This is a genomic window from Marilutibacter penaei, from assembly GCF_014145395.1.
GTDB lineage: Bacteria > Pseudomonadota > Gammaproteobacteria > Xanthomonadales > Xanthomonadaceae > Marilutibacter > Marilutibacter penaei.
This window is the reverse complement of sequence record NZ_JACHTE010000008.1, coordinates 65,457-83,149: the sequence shown is the minus strand read 5'-3', so window position 1 is coordinate 83,149 and position 17,693 is coordinate 65,457. Positions and strand designations below refer to the sequence as shown.

The 17,693-nt window shown below is 68.8% G+C and carries 19 protein-coding genes; 1 reads left to right on the top strand and 18 read right to left on the bottom strand.

The genetic code is table 11. The features are described 5' to 3' along the window. Positions 1-71 precede the first annotated feature (71 nt). The 17 genes from H4F99_RS11915 to H4F99_RS11835 all read right to left on the bottom strand — a co-directional run bounded on the left by H4F99_RS11915 (position 72) and on the right by H4F99_RS11835 (position 14,506). Complete coding sequence (locus H4F99_RS11915; protein ID WP_343064209.1) at positions 72-581, bottom strand: low molecular weight protein-tyrosine-phosphatase; 510 nt, start codon at positions 579-581, stop codon at positions 72-74. Continuing rightward, positions 574-1,341, bottom strand: a complete 768-nt coding sequence (kdsB, locus tag H4F99_RS11910; protein WP_246371972.1) for a 3-deoxy-manno-octulosonate cytidylyltransferase — start codon at positions 1,339-1,341, stop codon at positions 574-576. The genes H4F99_RS11915 and kdsB overlap by 8 nt, the downstream gene beginning before the upstream one ends. 43 nt (positions 1,342-1,384) lie before the next feature. Further along, on the bottom strand, positions 1,385-2,416 hold the full coding sequence (gene lpxK, locus H4F99_RS11905; RefSeq protein WP_182669966.1) for a tetraacyldisaccharide 4'-kinase: 1,032 nt from the start codon (positions 2,414-2,416) through the stop codon (positions 1,385-1,387). After that, positions 2,413-4,161: a lipid A export permease/ATP-binding protein MsbA gene (gene msbA, locus H4F99_RS11900; protein ID WP_182669965.1), complete on the bottom strand. Its 1,749-nt coding sequence runs from the start codon at positions 4,159-4,161 to the stop codon at positions 2,413-2,415. Before msbA ends, lpxK begins: the two co-directional genes overlap by 4 nt. Continuing rightward, positions 4,158-4,595, bottom strand: coding sequence for an ExbD/TolR family protein (locus H4F99_RS11895; RefSeq protein WP_182669964.1), 438 nt, complete (start codon positions 4,593-4,595; stop codon positions 4,158-4,160). Before H4F99_RS11895 ends, msbA begins: the two co-directional genes overlap by 4 nt. A 9-nt stretch (positions 4,596-4,604) precedes the next feature. Then, positions 4,605-5,255, bottom strand: a complete 651-nt coding sequence (locus H4F99_RS11890; protein WP_182669963.1) for a MotA/TolQ/ExbB proton channel family protein — start codon at positions 5,253-5,255, stop codon at positions 4,605-4,607. 51 nt (positions 5,256-5,306) lie between these two features. After that, a complete protein-coding gene (locus tag H4F99_RS11885; RefSeq protein ID WP_343064208.1) occupies positions 5,307-7,592 on the bottom strand; it encodes a DNA internalization-related competence protein ComEC/Rec2 in 2,286 nt (761 codons plus the stop codon). A 120-nt stretch (positions 7,593-7,712) separates the two neighbouring features. After that, positions 7,713-8,426 (bottom strand): lipoprotein-releasing ABC transporter ATP-binding protein LolD, encoded by a 714-nt coding sequence (lolD, locus tag H4F99_RS11880; protein WP_182669961.1) that lies wholly within the window; start codon positions 8,424-8,426, stop codon positions 7,713-7,715. Further along, a complete protein-coding gene (locus tag H4F99_RS11875; RefSeq protein WP_182669960.1) occupies positions 8,419-9,678 on the bottom strand; it encodes a lipoprotein-releasing ABC transporter permease subunit in 1,260 nt (419 codons plus the stop codon). The genes lolD and H4F99_RS11875 overlap by 8 nt, the downstream gene beginning before the upstream one ends. 5 nt (positions 9,679-9,683) lie before the next feature. Further along, complete coding sequence (locus tag H4F99_RS14505; protein ID WP_246371969.1) at positions 9,684-9,914, bottom strand: hypothetical protein; 231 nt, start codon at positions 9,912-9,914, stop codon at positions 9,684-9,686. A 166-nt stretch (positions 9,915-10,080) separates the two neighbouring features. Next, a complete protein-coding gene (locus H4F99_RS11865) occupies positions 10,081-10,332 on the bottom strand; it encodes an FAD assembly factor SdhE (RefSeq protein ID WP_425488024.1) in 252 nt (83 codons plus the stop codon). An 8-nt stretch (positions 10,333-10,340) separates the two neighbouring features. After that, complete coding sequence (locus tag H4F99_RS11860) at positions 10,341-10,763, bottom strand: MAPEG family protein (RefSeq protein WP_182669958.1); 423 nt, start codon at positions 10,761-10,763, stop codon at positions 10,341-10,343. 111 nt (positions 10,764-10,874) lie between these two features. Beyond that, positions 10,875-11,660: a succinate dehydrogenase iron-sulfur subunit gene (locus tag H4F99_RS11855; protein ID WP_182669957.1), complete on the bottom strand. Its 786-nt coding sequence runs from the start codon at positions 11,658-11,660 to the stop codon at positions 10,875-10,877. A 15-nt stretch (positions 11,661-11,675) separates the two neighbouring features. Next, positions 11,676-13,469 carry a succinate dehydrogenase flavoprotein subunit gene (sdhA, locus tag H4F99_RS11850; protein WP_182669956.1) on the bottom strand — a complete coding sequence of 598 codons (1,794 nt, stop codon included), beginning with the start codon at positions 13,467-13,469 and terminating at the stop codon, positions 11,676-11,678. 6 nt (positions 13,470-13,475) lie between these two features. Beyond that, entirely contained in the window at positions 13,476-13,862 is a 387-nt protein-coding gene (gene sdhD, locus H4F99_RS11845; RefSeq protein ID WP_182669955.1) for a succinate dehydrogenase, hydrophobic membrane anchor protein, read from the bottom strand. Further along, positions 13,859-14,254, bottom strand: coding sequence for a succinate dehydrogenase, cytochrome b556 subunit (gene sdhC, locus H4F99_RS11840; protein WP_182669954.1), 396 nt, complete (start codon positions 14,252-14,254; stop codon positions 13,859-13,861). The genes sdhD and sdhC overlap by 4 nt, the downstream gene beginning before the upstream one ends. Before the next feature lie 87 nt (positions 14,255-14,341). Then, positions 14,342-14,506, bottom strand: a complete 165-nt coding sequence (locus H4F99_RS11835) for a DUF1674 domain-containing protein (protein WP_182669953.1) — start codon at positions 14,504-14,506, stop codon at positions 14,342-14,344. Between the two features lie 29 nt (positions 14,507-14,535). Here H4F99_RS11835 and ygfZ point away from each other — a divergent pair, with 29 nt between their 5' ends. Next, positions 14,536-15,405, top strand: coding sequence for a CAF17-like 4Fe-4S cluster assembly/insertion protein YgfZ (gene ygfZ, locus H4F99_RS11830; RefSeq protein WP_182669952.1), 870 nt, complete (start codon positions 14,536-14,538; stop codon positions 15,403-15,405). Positions 15,406-15,407: 2 nt separating this feature from the next. Here the strand turns inward: ygfZ and H4F99_RS11825 are convergent, their stop codons facing one another. After that, complete coding sequence (locus H4F99_RS11825; protein ID WP_182669951.1) at positions 15,408-17,678, bottom strand: thiamine pyrophosphate-dependent enzyme; 2,271 nt, start codon at positions 17,676-17,678, stop codon at positions 15,408-15,410. Positions 17,679-17,693 lie beyond the last annotated feature (15 nt).

Below are 17,693 nucleotides of genomic sequence, written 5' to 3'. Positions count from 1 at the left end.
AGGGAACGGAGACCAGGACGCATGCGGCAAGGATTGGGTCGCACGAGGCCTGGCGCAAGCGAATCCGCCCGTCAGTCGCTCGTTTGCGTACCGTCGCCGCCCGCCCGTTCATGCTCGATACGGGCCAGCAGGCCGGTTGCCGCGGCGTCCAGCAGTCCGTGGACGTGCTCGAACTGGGCCTCTCCGCCCGTGTACGGGTCCGGAATCTCGCCATCTCCCTCGACACCGGCCCACTCCATCAACAGGCCCGTCCGTGCCCGCGCGCCGTCGGGCGCCAAGCGCCTCACGTCGCGCAGATTGGTGCGGTCCGCGCACAGGATCCAGTCGAAGTCATGGTGGTCGTCCACCCTGAACTGGCGGGCGCGCAGGGCCGAGATATCGAGCCCATGATCGCGCGCCTTGGCAATGGCGCGCCTGTCGGGAGGCTGGCCGACATGCCAGTCACCCGTCCCGGCGGAGTCGAGGTCCACCTGGCCCGCCAGATGCGACGCGTCGATGCGCGCACGCAGCACGCCTTCGGCCATCGGCGAACGGCAGATGTTGCCGAGGCAAACCACCAGGATGCGGAAACGCTCACGCACCTTGCGCCTCCATCCGTGACTGCGCGCGGGCGAGGTCTTCCGGGGTGTCCACGCCAGGCGGAAAAGCATCGGGCGCCAGCGCCACCGCGATCCGTTCGCCGGCTTCGAGGACGCGCAACTGCTCGAGCGCCTCGATCCCCTCGAGCCGCCCGGGGGGCATCGACGCGAACCGCTTCAGGAAGCCCGCGTGGTAGGCATAGATCCCGATGTGCCTGAGCCAGTGCCCGCCTGGCGGCAGGCGGGCCCGGTCCGCCCGGAATGCATCGCGCGGCCACGGCATCGGCGCGCGGCTGAAATAGAGCGCATCGCCATTGACGGCCTGCACCACCTTGACCGTGTTGGGGTCGAACAGGCGTTCAGCGGTGTCGACCGGCGTCGCGAGCGTAGCCATCGCCGCGCCGCTGTCGCGCAGCAGATGCGCGACAGCGCGGATACCACTCGCCGGCGCGAAGGGCTCGTCGCCCTGGAGGTTCACCACCAGCGTGTCGTCGGTCCAACCGGCGATCCGCGCGCACTCGGCCAGCCGGTCCGTACCCGACGCATGGTCGCGGGAGGTCATCGCCACCCGCACTCCCGCGCCTTCGAGCGCCGCCGCGATCCGGTCGTCATCCGCTGCCACCCAGACCTCACGGGCCCCGGCCGCCAGCGCACGCCGGGCGACATGCAGGACCAGCGGTTCGCCCGAGAGCAGGCGCAAGGGTTTTCCGGGCAGACGCGAGGCATCGTGGCGCGCGGGAATCGCAACGACGAAATCGGCCAACGGTCCACTCATCTCGATCCTCCTTTCCTGCGACGGCCGGGCCTTACGTCCGACGCATGTCCGGCGCCGCCAGCCGCTCCAGCAGCGCCACCCAGAACGCCTCGGGCAACCGCGCCCTCACCGGCACGCTGTAGTGCTGGTCGGCATGCAGGCCCGCGCACTTCACCGCATCCTTCTCCGTCATCAGCACCGGCAGGGGGCTGCCGAACTCGAGGTCGGAAGGCCGGTAGGCATGATGGTCCGGGAACGCATGCGGTACCACTGCCAGGCCTCGCCCCCGCAACATCGCAAAGAACCGCTCCGGATTCCCGATGCCCGCAACGGCATGCACGCGGTGGCCGGAGAACGCTTCGAGCGGGCAGGCCCGTCCGCCCAGCAACGGGATCGCGCGATCGGCCAGGAGGTGCATGGGCCACTCGCCGAAACCCGAGCGCGCGCCCTCCCCCCCGCCATCGGGCAGGTTGACCACGCGGAAATCGCAGCGCTGGCCACGCGCCACGGGCTCGCGAAGCGGGCCGGCCGGCATCAGGCGCCCGTTGCCGTAACGCCGTTGGCCATCGATCACCTCGACTTCGATGTCGCGTGCGAGACGATAGTGCTGCAGCCCGTCGTCGCAGACCACCACGTCGCAGCCATCGGCCGCCAGGGCCTTGGCCGCACGGTAGCGGTCCCGGTCCACCCGAAGCCGGACGCCGGTGTGGGCGACGATCAACGCCGGCTCGTCACCGGCCTCCTCGACCGGCGTCCCCGCATCGACCCAACGCGCGGTGCGGGCATCGGCCCGCCCATGCCCCCGGCTGGCAACGCCGGGATTGAAGCCTTCCGCCTTCAGCCGTTCGACGATCGCGATGGTGAGCGGCGTCTTGCCCGCCCCGCCCGCCACCAGGTTGCCGACCACGATGACCGGCACGCCGGGATGGCGCGCACGCTTGAGCCCCTTGCGATAGAGCCAGCGTCGCAGGCCGGTCACGGCCGCATAGACGCCGGAGAGCAGCTTCGCGGAAAGGGGGATCGGCACATCCTGGTACCAGTGGCGCGGCGCCCATCCCCGCGCCGACGGCCTGCGGTCGCTCATGTCGCCTCGCGGAACTGCATGCGGTGGAGGTGCGCGTACAGCCCGCCGGCCTCCAGCAATGCGGCGTGCGTGCCGCGTTCGACGATGCGCCCTTCGTCCATCACCAGGACCTGGTCGGCATGTTCGATGGTGGCGAGGCGGTGCGCGATCACCAGTGTCGTGCGGTTCGGCATCAGGTGCTCGAGGGCGTCCTGCACCAGCCGTTCGGACTCCGCATCCAGCGCGGCGGTGGCCTCGTCCAGGATCAGGATGGGGGCGTCCTTGAGCATCGCCCGCGCGATCGCGAGGCGCTGGCGCTGGCCGCCGGACAGCTTGCCGCCCTTGCTGCCGATCCCCGTGTCCGCGCCTTCGCGCAGGCGCTCCACGAACTCGGCCGCATTCGCGCCCTCGATGGCGGCCTGCAGCCGATCGGGACCGACGTCGCGCAATTCGCCATAGGCGACATTCGCGGCAACCGAGCCGTCGAACAGCATCACCTGCTGGCCCACCAGTGCGATGTTGCGCCGCAGGTCACGCAGCCGGTAGTCCCCAAGCGGATGGCCATCGAGCAGGATCTCGCCGGACTCGGGCTCGTAGAACCGGGGGATGAGCTTGATCAGGCTGGTCTTGCCGCTACCGGAACGACCCACGATGGCCGTCACCGTGCCGGGCGTCGCGGTGAAGCTGACATCCGCCAGGGCCGGCTTGACCTGCTCCGGATACCGGGCGGTGACGTCGCGGAACTCGATGACGCCCTGCGCCCGATCGAGCGGGCGGGTGCCGGTGTCGGGCTCGTCCGCCGCATCGAGGACCGTGAACAGCCGCTCGGCGGAGGCGACCCCCCGCTGCAGCATGCCCTGGACGTTGGTCAACTGCTTCAGGGCCGGGATGATCGCCATCATCGCGATCATCAGCGCCACGAAGCCGCCCGCGCTCAGGCGGCCCGCCGCGGCCTCCCGGCCGGCGAAGAACAGCAACAGGGCCAGGCCCACGGAGCCCATCAGTTGCACCATGGCCGAGGAAATGCTGCGGGTGGATTCCACCTTGATGCTCAACCGGCGATGGTGGTCGGCCTGCGCCGCGTAACGGTCGAGCTCGACGTCCTGCGCACCGTAAACCTTGACTTCCTGCTGGTTGGACAGTGCCTGGTCGGCCGACTGCATCAGCTGGCTGCCGCTCTCCTGGATGCGGTGGCTGATGTGCCGGTAGCGCTTGCCCACGCGGTCCATGATCCAGGCCAGCGGCGGCGCCATGATCAGGATGGCGATCGTCACCTGCCAACTGGTCCACAACATCACGCCCAGCATGGCGATGACCTGGAAGCTTTGCTGCAGGAGGACCTTCAGCGCATCGACCGCGGCCTGTGCCACCTGGTCGCTGTCCGAGCCCAGGCGGACCAGCATGGAGGGCACCGGCTCGCTGTCGAAGCGCTGGCCCGGCAGGCGCAGGTACTTGCCGAGCACGCGCACACGCAGGTCGCGTGAAATCCCGCGGCCCGCGCGCGCCATGCCCATGTCGCTGACATACCCCGCCACGCCGCGCAGTACGAACAGGCCCACGATCAGCAGCGGCAGCCACTTCTTGAGCGGATTGCCCTGGTCGATGAAAGTCACGTCCACCACGGGCTCCATCAGCCGCGTGAACGCGCCTCCCGCGGCGGCCTCCAGCAGCATCCCGCACAGCGCCAGTCCAAGCAGCCCCCGGTAGGGCCGCGAGAATCCAAGCAGCCGCCTGTAGGTATGCCAGGCCCCACCGGGCTCGGTCATGGGCCGCCCTCGCCTCCCCCGTCCGCCTGGGGCGCGGTGGCGATCATCACCCGCTTGAAACCGAGCTGGCCCAGCGCGTCGTAAGCGGTGACCACGGCCTGGTGCGGCGTGCGCGCATCCGCACGCAGCAGCACCGGACGGTCCCGGTCGTCGCCCCCCACGTCGGCCAGCGTCGCCTTCAGCGATTCAAGGTCGTCGCGCAGCACCTCGCGGTCGTCCACGAAATAACGACCGTCGGCATTGACCAGCACGCTCAGGGCCTTGTTGGCGTCGTTGGTCTCGCCCTGCGCGGTCGGCAGTTGCAGCTTGAGCACGGACCGGGCGTCGAACGTGGTGGTCACCACGAAGAAGATGATCAACACCAGGATGACGTCGATCAGGGGCACGAGGTTGATGTCGGGCTCGTCGAAGGCGCGGTGGTCCTGGATACGCATCGCCGGGCCTCAGGCGCGGGCCTTGACCGGCGCGGGCCGGGCCGGCCGGGCGGCACGGGCGGGCGGGTCGATCGTGTCGAGCAACTGGATGGCCTCGTGCTCCATCGAGACGATGTACTCGCCGACGCGACCTCGGAACCACCGATGCGCCATCAGCGCAGGAATCGCCACGATCATGCCGGTCGCGGTGCATACCAGGGCCTTGCCGATGCCGCCGGCCAGCTGGTTCACGTCGCCGATCCCCTGGTCGCCGATCACCAGGAACATCTGGATCATGCCCACCACGGTGCCGAACAGGCCGAGCAGCGGACCGGCAGCGGCGATGGTCCCCAGGGTATTGAGGAAGCGCTCCATCCGATGCACCAGGTGGCGCCCGACGTCTTCCACCCGCTCGCGCATCTGCTCGCGCGTTCCGTTCCGCACGTCCAGCGCGGCGGCCAACAGCTCGCCCAACGGCGAGGTGCGGCGCAGGGATTCGATGTGGCTCGGATCCAGCTTCCCGCGCGACGCCCACGCACGGACCTCCTTGCCCAGCCCCGGGGGCATCACCGCCGCCCGACGCAGGGTCCACGCCCGCTCGACGATGATCGCCAGCGCGACCAGCGACAGCAGCAGCAGCGGGATCATCGGCCAACCGCCGGCCTTGACCAGTTCCAGCACTCGCAAACCTCCGGCCTGAGCCGTTCCTGTTCGGCCGATAGGATAGCCCAGTCAGGGCGGGACCGAGGCGGCCCGGCGGCGCGCCTCCGCATCCCACCCCCGTCGCTGTGCGCGGCGTCTCGATTCGACGTCTACCCCCTCCCTGGACAGCCCGACCCGCACGGCTCCCGTGACCGCGGTGTCGTGCCAGGCCGCCCCTGCCTGCGACCAACGTGCGACGATCTCCGGCCGCGGATGGCGGAAATGGTTGCCATGCGCCGTCGACACGATGGCGTGCCGCGCGCCTACCGCCTCGATGAAGGACGGGCTGGAACTGCCATTGCTGCCGTGATGCGGCACCACAACCACCTCGGCGCCCAGCCGCTGCGGGGACATGCGCAGGAGGCGCTGCTCGATGATCGTGCCGATGTCGCCCGTCAACAGGACCCGCCCATGGGGCGAACTGATGCGAAGCACGCAACTCGACTCGTTGCCGAGATACGGAAAGAACGGCGTGGGATGCAGCACCTCGAACCAGACCCCGTCCCACGCCCAGGCATCGCCGGCGACGCAGGCGGTCGCGCCTTCGATGCCGGACTGGTGCGGAGCAACGAGCGTATCGGTATCGAAAGCGCTCCGCGTCGCCGCCAGCCCCCCGGCGTGGTCGGCATCGGCATGGCTGAGCATGATCCGGTCGAGCCTCCGGATGCCGAGCCCATGGAGTGCCGGCACCACGATCCGTTCCCCCGCGTCGTGTCCACTGCGTCCGAGCGGCCCTGCGTCGTAGAGCAACACGTGGCCTGCCGTCCGGACCACGATCGCGAGGCCCTGCCCGACATCCAGCACCTGCATCTCGAGCTCGCCATGGGCAGGCAGGTCCTTCGCCGGCCACAGCAGCGGGAGCCACAGCAGAGCGGCCAGCGGCTTGCCCGGAAGGCCGCGAGGCAACAGCATCCAGAAGGCCCCGAGCACGGCCATGGGAACCGCGACCCAGCTTGAATCGGGCAACCACGCCAGCGCGAGGCGACTGCCACCGAGATGCTCGAACAAGGGCCATGTCAGGTCGAAGCACCAGGCCCCCAGGCGCCATGCCCAGACACCGGCACCCGCCCAGACGCCGTCCAGCGCGGTGCCGGCCAGGACCAGCGGCACCACCACCAGGCTCCACCATGGAACGGCGACCAGGTTGGCGATGGGCCCGGCCAGCGACGCCTGCCCGAACAGCGCCACGCTCAGGGGCAGCAGCCCGACGGTGACCACCCCTTGCGCCAGCAGGAACGCGCGAACGGGACGCCGGGTCGCGACCGGCAGGCACCACATCAGCCATGCCACGCCGGCAAAGCTCAACCAGAAGCCTGCACCCAGCACGGCCAGTGGATCGACCAGCAGCACGACAATCGCCGCGATCGACAGTGCGTCGACCTGCGCCGACCGCTCCCGCGCCAGCCGCGACAGCACGACCACGGCGATCATCAGCACCGTCCGCACGGTGGGCAGTGCGAAACCGGCCACCGCCGCGTAGACGGCGGCCCCCGCCACGGCTGCCAGTCCTGCGGCAAGTGGGCGCGGGATGGATCGCCCGAGGCCGGGCCACAACCACCAGAGCCCCTGGCACAGCAGTGCCGCGAAGCCGGCCACCAACCCCACGTGGAAACCGGAAATCGCGATCAGGTGGGTCAGGCCGTTCGCCCGCAGCAGGTACCAGTCCTGGTCCGACACGCCTCGCGTGTCGCCCAACGCAAGCGCACGTATGAAGCGCGAAGACGGTGCCGGCACGCCCGCTTCGATCCGGGCCGCCATGCGCTCGCGCCACGCGTCGATGCTGGAGCCGGTCGTGATGCGCCTGGCGTCGGCCGGACTGCGGACCTGACCGTCGGCGACCCGCCCGGCGGCGAGGGCATGACGCTCCGCGTCGAAGCCACCCGGATTGCGGACACCACGCGGAGCCCTCACCCGCACCCGCAACTGCCAGCGCTCCCCCGGCGCCACCGCGGCGGGCGACGTGCCTTCCCGGGCGTGCCAGGCCAGGCGCAGCAAGGCGCCGCGAAGCGCGCCGGGCTGGGTGGCCTCCGGATCGACGCGGAAATCGAACATCAGCCGGCCATCCGCACGGTCAACCAGGCTGACGACCCGTCCCGTCACCTGCATCTCGGCGCCCTCGAGCCGCGGCGGAAGCTGTGCCGCCAGCATGCCGGCCGCATGCACCACCGCGAGACCGACACCCGCGAGGACCCATCCCATCCACAAGTACGCCCGTCGACGGCGGCGCCATCCCCCGACCAGGCAGGACAGTCCGGCGACGACGACCGGAATGCCCCAACCCGCCGGCGGCCAGGCCGGGCTCAGCAGCACGGCCACGACACCGGTCAACAGCGCGGCGGCCGAACCTGGACCGAAAAGTGCAACGGCCGGGCGTCGTGCGCATGCCCCTGCGGGTGCGTGGATGACGGGCGGCGTCCCTGCCGCTGGCTGCATGGCCTAGACCTCGTCCGGAAGCAGTTCCCTGAGGCGTCCTTCGTGCAGCTCGAGGACACGGTCAAGACGGCGCGCCAACCGGCGATCATGGGTCACCAGCACGAGACTGGTCCGCTGTTCGCGGTTCAACGAAAGCATCAGCTCGAACACCGTGGCTGCGGTCTTCTCGTCCAGGTTGCCGGTCGGCTCATCGCCGAGCACGCAGGCCGGCCTGTTCACGAGTGCACGAGCGACCGCGGCACGCTGCCGCTCGCCTCCGGAAAGTTCGCCGGGCTTGTGGTCGAGGCGATGCCCCAGCCCTACCCCCTCCAGCAGGTGACGCGCGCGCGTTTCCGCCTCGGGAACGTCCATGCCACCGAGCAGCACCGGCATCATCACGTTCTCCAGCGCCGTGAACTCGGGCAGCAGGTGATGGAACTGGTAGACGAACCCGAGCGCACGATTGCGCAGCCGACCGCGTTCGGCGTCGGACAATCCGCTCATCCGCTGTCCCGCCACATGGACTTCGCCGGACGTCGGAGTATCAAGGCCGCCCAGCAGGTGCAGCAACGTGCTCTTGCCGGCACCGGAGGCGCCGAGGATGGCAACCGTCTCGCCTTCGCGGACCGAAAGATCCAGGTCCTTGAACACCGGGGTTTCCAGCCGCCCCTCGGCATACGTCTTGGCCAGCCCGTCGCACTGCAGCACCACGCCATCCATCACGTTCGGCTCATTCATAGCGCAGCGCCTCCGCCGGCGGGGTCCGGGAAGCGCGCCACGCCGGATACAGGGTGGCCAGGAACGCCATGGAAAGCGCCACGGCTGCGATCATCGCCACGTCCGAGCCTTGCAGGTCCGTCGGCAGGCCGGTGATGTAGTACACGTCCGCCGAGGGCAGCAGGCTCACACCGAAGACGTTCTCGATGAGGCGCAGCAGGGTTTCGAGGCTCAGGGTGAGACTGACGCCACCCACGACGCCCAGCACCGTACCGATGATGCCGATCACCGACCCCTGCACCATGAAGACGCCCATGACGCCTCGCGGGGACAGACCGAGGGTGCGGAGGATGGCGATGTCGGCCTGTTTGTCGGTCACCAGCATGACCTGGGAAGACACCAGGTTGAAGGCCCCCATCGCGATGATCAGTGACAGCAGGATGCCGATCAGGGTCTTCTCCATCTTCAGTGCGTGGAACATGTTGGCGTGCTCGCTGGCCCAGTCGCTGACGCGATACGGCCCGCCCTCGAATTCGGCCAGGCGCAACGCCAGCGAACGGGCGACGTCGAACGCCTGGTCCATGTCGTGCAGGCGTACCCGCACGCCGGTCACGCCATCGCCCATTCGCAGGACCCGCTGCAGGTCCTCCATGTTGACCACCGCCAGACCCTTGTCGAACTCCTGGTAGCCCGCTTCGAACAGGCCGCTGACGGTGAAACGCTTCTGCTGGGCCACCGCCCCCATCGGGGTGCTGCGGAAGTTCGACGTGGTGACGATGACGCTGTCGCCCACACCCACGCCCATCCACATCGCAAGCTCCTTGCCGAGCACGATGTTGAAGCCGCCCGGGACGAGCTCATCCAGGTTGCCCACCACCATCTTCTCGGCCAGCACCGACGTCGTGGCTTCCCTCGCGGGCACGACGCCGCGCACCATCGCCGGCTGGTTGCGGGTACCCGAGAGCAGCGCCTCCTTCTCGACATAGGGGGCCGCGCCCGCCACCCGCTCGTCTTCAAGCGCCATGTCGACCGCGCGAGGCCAGTCGGGCAATGGATCGCCATAGGCGCTGACCGTCGCATGCGCCACCATCTGCAGCATGCGGTCGCGGATCTCGCGCTGGAAGCCGCTCATCACCGCCAGCGCGGTGATCAGCGTGGTCACGCCCAGCGCGATGCCGGCAAGCGACGCAAATGAGATGAAGGAAATGAAGCCGTTCCGGCGCTTGGCACGCAGGTAACGCAGACCGATGGCCACGGGGATGGGTTTGAACATGGGGGCTATGGTGCCATTGAATCCCGGCCCCGGGCAGAGGCCGCGCGCATCATCGCCAGCCTCAATTCACGTCGCCCAGTGGCAGGCAGGGCATCAGGCCACCAGGCCCGGAATTCGGTGCGGCTCGACCCTTGCCAGCGCATCATCGCCAACGGACCGCGCCATGCGACGTCGAAGCCCTGGACCTCGATACCGTCGAGGTGGACGGCGCCATCCGGGGCGATCAGCACGGACATGCCAGCCCTTCGATGCTCGCGCCACGCGAGAAGGCCGCCGCCGACGGCCGCGAATGCGGCAAGGGTCCAGGCCCAGGGGCGTGGCAGGTCGCTTCCGACGCAGCCGGCGGCGGACAGCACGCCCAGCAGGCCAAGCGCGAACGTGAGGGCCGGCGATGGCCGCCATTCAAGGCGGCAAGGCGCGAATGCGTTCGACCAGGGCGTGGAGTCCGGCATCGGGAGGCACCTCGTGTCCCATGAACCAGTGCCAGAGCTTATCGTCCTCGGTGGCGAGCAGTTCCAGGAAACGGGCGCGTTCGGACGTAGGACTTTTCCGCCATTCCCGGTCAAGGTAACGCTCGAACAGCTGGTCCAGCTCCCGCATGCCTCGCCGGCAGCGCCAGCGCAGGCGGCGGAGCTCGGCGTCGTCGTCGGCCACGTCCACGCTCACCCCCGGAGCAGGCCCAGCGCGAGGTAGCCCCAGAGCACCCACAACACCAGGCCACCGCCCACGTAGGCCATGAAACGGTGCATGACCTTGTTGTAGGTCACGTGGATCGCACTGTGCAGGATCCGCAGCGCCACGAACATCCATGCCAGTCCCAGCACGATGGCGTCGACCAGCGCGATGCGGTCGGCGATCACCAGCGCGACGTAGAAGAGCACCGGCAACTCGAACAGGTTGCGGAAGTTGTCGGCGGCGCGACTGTCGGTCAGGAGCGCCGATGCCGCGGCGGAGGTGGCGACCTTCTGCGGATGGATGCGCTCGCGTTTCATCTGACCCACGCGCATGAAGTACATGCGCCACCAGACCACGAAGGTCAGCGCGGCCATCGCCAGTGCGGGCAGCCAGATCGCGTTGTCGTCCATCCCAACCCCTCGAAAGCGCCCGCAACCGGGCGCATACACGCTAAACCGTGCCGCGCCAAAGGAAAAGGGCGCGCCGTGGCACGCCCTTCCCCGTCGCGCCAGCGCCGTGCGTCAGACCCGGCGCGCGAGCATCAGCTTCTTGATCTCGCCGATCGCCTGCGCGGGATTCAGTCCTTTCGGGCAGGTCCGCGCACAGTTCATGATCGTGTGGCAGCGGTAGAGCTTGAACGGGTCCTCAAGGTCGTCCAGGCGCGCACCGGTGTCCTCGTCGCGGGAGTCGATGATCCAGCGGTAGGCCTGCAGCAGGATCGCCGGGCCGAGGTAGCGGTCGCCGTTCCACCAGTAGCTCGGACAACTGGTCGAGCAGCAGGCGCAGAGGATGCACTCGTACAGCCCGTCGAGCTTCTTGCGGTCCTCGGGCGACTGCAGGCGCTCGCGGTCGGATGGCGAGGGGCTCTGGGTCCGCAGCCAGGGCTTGATCGAGGCGTACTGCGCATAGAAGTGGGTGAGGTCCGGGACCAGGTCCTTGACCACCTCCATGTGCGGCAGCGGATAGATCGGCACCTCGGCCTTGCCGCAGTCGCTGATCGCCTTGGTGCAGGCCAGGGTGTTGGTGCCATCGATGTTCATCGCGCACGAACCGCAGATACCTTCGCGGCAGGAGCGACGGAAGGTCAGCGTCGGATCGATCTCGTTCTTGATCTTGATCAGCGCGTCCAGGACCATCGGGCCGCAGGTCGCCATGTCGACGTCGTACGTATCGACGCGCGGGTTCATGCCGTCGTCCGGACTCCAGCGGTAGACCTTGAACGTGCGGACGTTCTTCGCGCCCTGGGCGGCCGGGAAGTGACGGCCCTTCTGGATCTGCGAGTTCTTGGGTAGGGAGAATTCAGCCACGGTGCTCGCTCCGGATCAGTAGACGCGCTTCTTCGGCGGCACCACGTCGACGTCGCTGGTCAACGTGTACATATGCACCGGGCGGTAGTCGATGGACGTGGTGCCGTCCTCGGAGACCGAACACAGGGTGTGCTTCAGCCAGTTCGTGTCGTCGCGGTCCGGGAAGTCCTCGCGGGCGTGGGCGCCACGCGACTCGGTCCGGTTCTCGGCCGACACGATGGTCGCCAGCGCCTGGCCGAGCAGGTTGGACAACTCGTAGGTCTCGATCAGGTCGGAGTTCCAGACCAGCGAGCGGTCGGTCACCTTCACGTCGGCGAAGGACGCGTGGATCTCGCGGATCTTGCGTACGCCGTCCGACAGCGTCTCCCCGGTGCGGAACACCGCGGCATCGGCCTGCATGGTGCGCTGCATCTTGTCGCGGATCACCGCGGTCGGCGTGCCGCCATTGGAGTTGCGCAGCTTGTCCAGGCGCGCCAGCGCCTCGTCGCAGGCGTCGCCGGCGAGCGGCTGCTGCGCGCCATTCGGCTTGACGATCTCGGCGGCGCGGTTGGCGACGGCGCGGCCGAACACGACCAGGTCGAGCAGCGAGTTCGAGCCCAGGCGGTTCGCACCGTGCACCGACACGCAGGCCGCCTCGCCGATCGCGAACAGGCCCGGGACGACTTCGTCCGGATTGCCGTTGCGCAGCTGCACGACTTCGCCGTGGTAATTGGTCGGGATGCCGCCCATGTTGTAGTGCACGGTCGGGATGACCGGGATCGGCTCCTTCTCGACGTCGACGCCCGCGAAAATGCGCGCCGATTCGGCGATGCCGGGCAGCTTCTCGTGGATGACCTCGGGGCCGAGGTGGGTCAGGTCGAGCAGGATGTGGTCCTTGTGCTCGCCGACGCCGCGGCCTTCGCGGATCTCGATCGTCATCGAGCGGCTGACCATGTCACGCGGCGCCAGGTCCTTCACGCTCGGCGCATAGCGCTCCATGAAGCGCTCGCCGTTGCTGTTGCGCAGGATGCCGCCCTCGCCCCGCACGCCCTCGGTGATCAGGCAGCCGGCACCGTAGATGCCGGTCGGGTGGAACTGAACGAACTCCATGTCCTGCATCGCCAGGCCGGCACGCAGCACCATGCCGCCACCGTCGCCGGTGCAGGTATGGGCCGAGGTCGCGGAGAAATAGGCGCGACCGTAACCGCCGGTCGCCAGCACGGTGCCTTGGGCACGGAACAGGTGCAGCTCGCCGGTCGACAGGTCGAGCGCCAACACGCCGCGACAGGCGCCGTCGGCATCCATGATCAGGTCGAGCGCGAAATATTCGATGAAGAACTGCGCGTCATGCGCCAACGACTGCTGGTACAGCGTGTGCAGGATCGCGTGACCGGTCCGGTCAGCCGCGGCGCAGGTGCGCTGCGCCGGCGGGCCCTCGCCGAACTTCGTCGTCATGCCACCGAACGGACGCTGGTAGATCTTGCCATCCTCGGTACGCGAGAACGGCACGCCGTAGTGCTCGAGCTCGATGATGGCCGGGATGGCCTCCTTGCACATGTACTCGATGGCGTCCTGGTCGCCCAGCCAGTCCGAGCCCTTGACGGTATCGAAGAAGTGGTAGCGCCAGCTGTCCTCGCCCATGTTGGCGAGCGCCGCCGCGACGCCACCCTGGGCCGCGACGGTATGCGAACGGGTCGGGAACACCTTGGTGATGCAGGCGGTCTTCAGGCCCTTCTGGGCCAGGCCGAAGGTCGCGCGCAGGCCGGCACCGCCGGCGCCGACCACTACCATGTCGAAGGTGTGTTCATGGATCTTGTAGGCAGCAGGCATGTCGGATTACCCCAGCGCGATGCGGATGACGGCGAGCACGCTGGCGATGGCCGCGAGTACGCAGGTGAAACGGACGGCCAATTGGGCCGCGATGCCCCAGCCACCGTGGACGTAGTCCTCGATGACGACCTGAAGACCCAGCTGGGCATGCCAGAACATCGCCAGCAGGAAGGCGATGAGGACCATGGCGTTGAACGGGCTGGCCACGACCGAACGCACCGTGGCGTAATCGGCGCCGGCCAGGCCGACCAGCAGCCCCAGCACGTACAGCGCCAGGAACACCAGCGCGACGGCGGTGATGCGCTGGACGATGAAGTGGCCGGTGCCGTCCTTCGCCGAACCCAGGCCGCGGGCGGTCTTCAGCGGATTGCGCAGGCGTGCCCGGGGATTCATGCGCCACCCCGCTGCATCATCGCGATGACCCAGATGATCGCCGTCAGCGCGAGGCTGCCGAACACGCTGGTCCAGCTGCTGCGGATGAACTGTTCGATCCTCCACGCGTAGCCGGCATCCTGCACCAGGTGCCTGAGCCCGTTGAAGAGGTGGAAGGCGAAGGCCCAGCTCCAGCCGAACAGGACCACGAAGCCCAGCGGCGAGGTCGCGCAGGCCGTGACACGGTCCCAGGCCTCGGGGCCGGATGCGAGCGCGACCAGGGCGTAGGCGATCAGCAGGCTGCCGACGGCAAGGATCACACCGGTGGCCCGGTGCAGGATCGAGGTCACCATCTGGATCTGCCAGCGGTAGACCTGCAGATGCGGTGACAGGGGACGTTGGGGATTCGCCATGGGCGTGATGGCAATGCTCGGCTGGGCGGCGCGGCCGCGTGGCAGGAGGGGTTGTCCGCGGATGTAGGAAGCGGAACCGGGTGCTGGTCAGAAGTCGATGCAGCGCCCGTTCTTCTCCCAATCCCCGAAACGGGTGGGTTCGGGACCGTCGCGCCCCCCGACCTCGACCGCCTTGGCGTCGTCGGCGCGCGGCGTCTCGGCCGTCGCGTCGGGCGTCTCGGGGACGGGCTCGGGGGTCGTTTCGCCTATCATCTCGGCGTTGAAGCTTAAATCCAGCCCCCATGTCTGACAACCCACACGCCTCCCCCGGCACGCTTCTTGCCCTGCCCGACCACCGGCTGCTGCGGCTTTCCGGACCGGATGCCGTCGCGTTCGCCCAGGCCCAGTTCATGAATGACGTGGACCGGCTGGCGCCTGGGGAGTGGCACTGGAACGGCTGGCTGACACCGAAGGGACGCGTGCTGGCGCTGTTCGCGGTCGTCCGCCTGGATGAACAGACCCTTTGGCTGCTGCTTCCCGATGCGGACCCTCACGCGCTTGCCACGGCCCTCGGGCGATTCCGGTTCCGCAGCAAGCTCGTACTGGACGTGCCCGAATCCCTTGCCGTGTCGGGCGCATTCGAGTCCCCTGCCCGGGCACGGGGTGCGCGCTGGGCGAAACTGGACGATGGCGCGGTCGAACTCGACTTCTCGGGCGATGGTGGCCCCCGACGGCTCCTCGTCGGAGCGCCGGAAGCCACCACACCGGGCAGCCGGGAATGGCGCCTCGCGGACCTGTGCCACGGCCTGCCCCGCCTCGACGCATCGCAGACCGAGGCATGGACCCCCCAACAGCTCTCGCTCGAACGGCTCAAGGCCTTCAGCGTGAAAAAGGGGTGCTACCCGGGCCAGGAGATCGTCGCCCGCACCCACTTCCTCGGCAAGGCGAAGCGGGGGCTGGTGGGCTTCGACGTGCCGGGCGCGGTCCGGGCAGGCGACCCGGTGCTCCGCGACACGCGGGATACCGGCAAGGTCGCCTGCGTGGCCTGCGACGGGAACGGGGGGCACGTCGCCCTCGCGGTGATGCCGCTGGAGGGCGGGGACGACGACGCCTGCCATGTCGATGGCGTGGAGATGCAGGCGCGTCCCCTGCTGGGTGGCCTGGAACGCTGACCTCAGGCCAGCGTCGCGGCGGCCTCCACGATGTCCCGCTCGGCCGGAATCACCGCGAACGCGGCGCCGGCCAAGGGGGTGTAAGTGTCCGCGCCGACGACGCGCCGGAATGGCCGCGCGCCAAAACCGCCCTCGACGATCGCGGTGATGACGCCCTCGCCCACGCCGGCGCTGTGGCGGCCTTCGTCGACGATGAGGATGCGTTTCGCCGTTGATGCCTGGTCGCGGATCCACGCTTCGTTGAGCGGCACCAGCCAGCGCAGGTCGGCGACCCGGCACTTCCAGCCATGGACGCGTTCGATCTCGCGCACCGCCCGCAGGCTCATCGGCACGCCGTTGCCGTAGGTGAACACGACGAGGTCGTCATGGCCCTCGCCATAGACACGCCCCTCGCCCAGCGGCATCGCCTCGCCGGGCGGCGGATATCGCGTCAGCCAGCCGCCGTCGCCGGCTTCATACAAGTCCTTGGCCATGTACAGCGCGATCGGCTCGAGGAACACGCTGACGCGCCCATCGACCTTTGACAGCGCGGTGAGGGTGCGCAGCATCGTCGCGGCATCGTCGCCGCGCGACGGGCACCCGACCACCAGGCCCGGGATGTCGCGCAGGGCGGTGATCGAATTATCGTTGTGGAAGTGCCCGCCGAAGCCGCGCTGGTAACCGAGGCCGGCGATGCGCACGACCATCGGATTGGCGAACTGGTTGTTGCTGAAGAACTGCAGGCTCGCCGCCTCGCCGCGGATCTGGTCGCAGGCGTTGTGGAAGTAGGCCAGGTACTGGATCTCGGGGATCGGCAGCATGCCCATGTTGGCGAAGCCCTGGGCCATCCCGAGGATCATGGTCTCGTCGAGCAGCGTGTTGAACACGCGACGCGGGCCGAAGGCCCTCTGCAGGCCCTTGGTGACCGTATAGACACCGCCCTTCTGGGCCACGTCCTCGCCGAACAGCAGCGCCTCAGGGTACTTCGCGAACACGTCGTGCAGGGCCTGGTTGATCTGGATGGCCAGGTGCCGCGGTGGCTGGTGCTCGGGCAGCTTCTTCTCGCCCCCGAAGGCCTCGAGGCGACGATCGGCGTAATCGGCCCGCTCGGCCTCGGTGCGGACCTTGTCGGGCGAATACGGCGCCAGCGGCACGACCACCTCGTCCAGCGTCCCGAGTTTTGGCCGGCGATCCGCGTCTTCCGCCGCGGCAAAGCAGCGCACGCGGGTCGCTTCGTACAGCGCAAGCACGTCCTCGGTGGACATCAGGCCCGATTCCAGCGCGATCGCCGCGCTCCGCAAAAGCGGGTCGGCGGCCTCGACGCGGCACAGCTCGTCGACCGGACGCCACTCGATCTCGAAGTCGGTGCCGGCGTGGCCCATGATCCGGTTGGTGCGCAGGTGCAGGAAGGTCGGACGCCGGGTCGTACGGCAGTGCTCGACCGCACGCTGGACGTCGCCATAGCCGCCCGCCAGGTCGAGCCCGTCGGCAAAGAAGTAATCCAGCCCGTCCATGTGGCGGAACCGGTTGGCGATCCAGCCCGTCGGCGTCTTCACCGAGATGCCGATGCCGTTGTCCTCGCAGACGAACAGGACCGGGGCGGGGAGCCTCTGGTAGGCGGTCCACGCCGCGGCATTGAAGGCCGTCTGTGCGGTCGCGTGGTTGGCCGAGGCGTCGCCGAAGGAACAGATCGCGATGCTGTCGTCCGGCACAGGCAAGGCATGGCCGAGGCGACGGCCCGCCTCGATCGCCACCGCGGTGCCCAGCGCCTTCGGAAGGTGGGACGCGATCGTCGAGGTCTGCGGCAGGACCCACAACGGCTTGCTGCCCCAGACCTTGTGGCGGCCGCCTGAAGCCGGGTCGTCCTTGCTCGCGGCAAAGGACAAGGCCGAGTCCATGACCGGATCCATGCCCGGCAGCTTGCGGAAACGCTCCGCCATGAAGCCGCCGGAGCGGTAATGCAGGAACGCGGGATCGGTATGCCGCGCCAGTCGCGCGACCATCGCGTTGCCTTCGTGGCCGGAGGAACCGATCGTGTAGAAGACCTTGTCCTGCACGCGCAGCACCCGCGCCATCAGGTCGAGATGGCGGCTGATGAGCTGGGATTCGAACAGTTCGCGGAAGCCACGGGCGTCAAGCGTGCTGCCCGGCAGGACGGGCGCATCGTCGGCGGGCGCGTGACGCGCAACCCCGGACCAGGTACGCACGAACTCGACGAAGTTGGCGTCGCAGATTTCCGCGCGGTTGAGGCCCTTCATGCGGGCGGGGATGGGATCGGGGATCTTCGCGAACATGCGTGGGCGACTCCA

Bases quoted from the DNA above. Each gene is read 5' to 3' on its own strand.
- ygfZ (WP_182669952.1), top strand. From the start codon at position 14,536: ATGTCTGACAACCCACACGCCTCCCCCGGCACGCTTCTTGCCCTGCCC.
- sdhC (WP_182669954.1), bottom strand. From the start codon at position 14,254: ATGGCGAATCCCCAACGTCCCCTGTCACCGCATCTGCAGGTCTACCGC.
- H4F99_RS11860 (WP_182669958.1), bottom strand. From the start codon at position 10,763: ATGGACGACAACGCGATCTGGCTGCCCGCACTGGCGATGGCCGCGCTG.
- H4F99_RS11875 (WP_182669960.1), bottom strand. From the start codon at position 9,678: ATGTTCAAACCCATCCCCGTGGCCATCGGTCTGCGTTACCTGCGTGCC.
- lpxK (WP_182669966.1), bottom strand. From the start codon at position 2,416: ATGAGCGACCGCAGGCCGTCGGCGCGGGGATGGGCGCCGCGCCACTGG.
- H4F99_RS11895 (WP_182669964.1), bottom strand. From the start codon at position 4,595: ATGCGTATCCAGGACCACCGCGCCTTCGACGAGCCCGACATCAACCTC.
- lolD (WP_182669961.1), bottom strand. From the start codon at position 8,426: ATGAATGAGCCGAACGTGATGGATGGCGTGGTGCTGCAGTGCGACGGG.
- H4F99_RS11835 (WP_182669953.1), bottom strand. From the start codon at position 14,506: ATGATAGGCGAAACGACCCCCGAGCCCGTCCCCGAGACGCCCGACGCG.
- H4F99_RS14505 (WP_246371969.1), bottom strand. From the start codon at position 9,914: ATGTCCGTGCTGATCGCCCCGGATGGCGCCGTCCACCTCGACGGTATC.
- sdhD (WP_182669955.1), bottom strand. From the start codon at position 13,862: ATGAATCCCCGGGCACGCCTGCGCAATCCGCTGAAGACCGCCCGCGGC.
- H4F99_RS11825 (WP_182669951.1), bottom strand. From the start codon at position 17,678: ATGTTCGCGAAGATCCCCGATCCCATCCCCGCCCGCATGAAGGGCCTC.
- sdhA (WP_182669956.1), bottom strand. From the start codon at position 13,469: ATGCCTGCTGCCTACAAGATCCATGAACACACCTTCGACATGGTAGTG.
- msbA (WP_182669965.1), bottom strand. From the start codon at position 4,161: ATGACCGAGCCCGGTGGGGCCTGGCATACCTACAGGCGGCTGCTTGGA.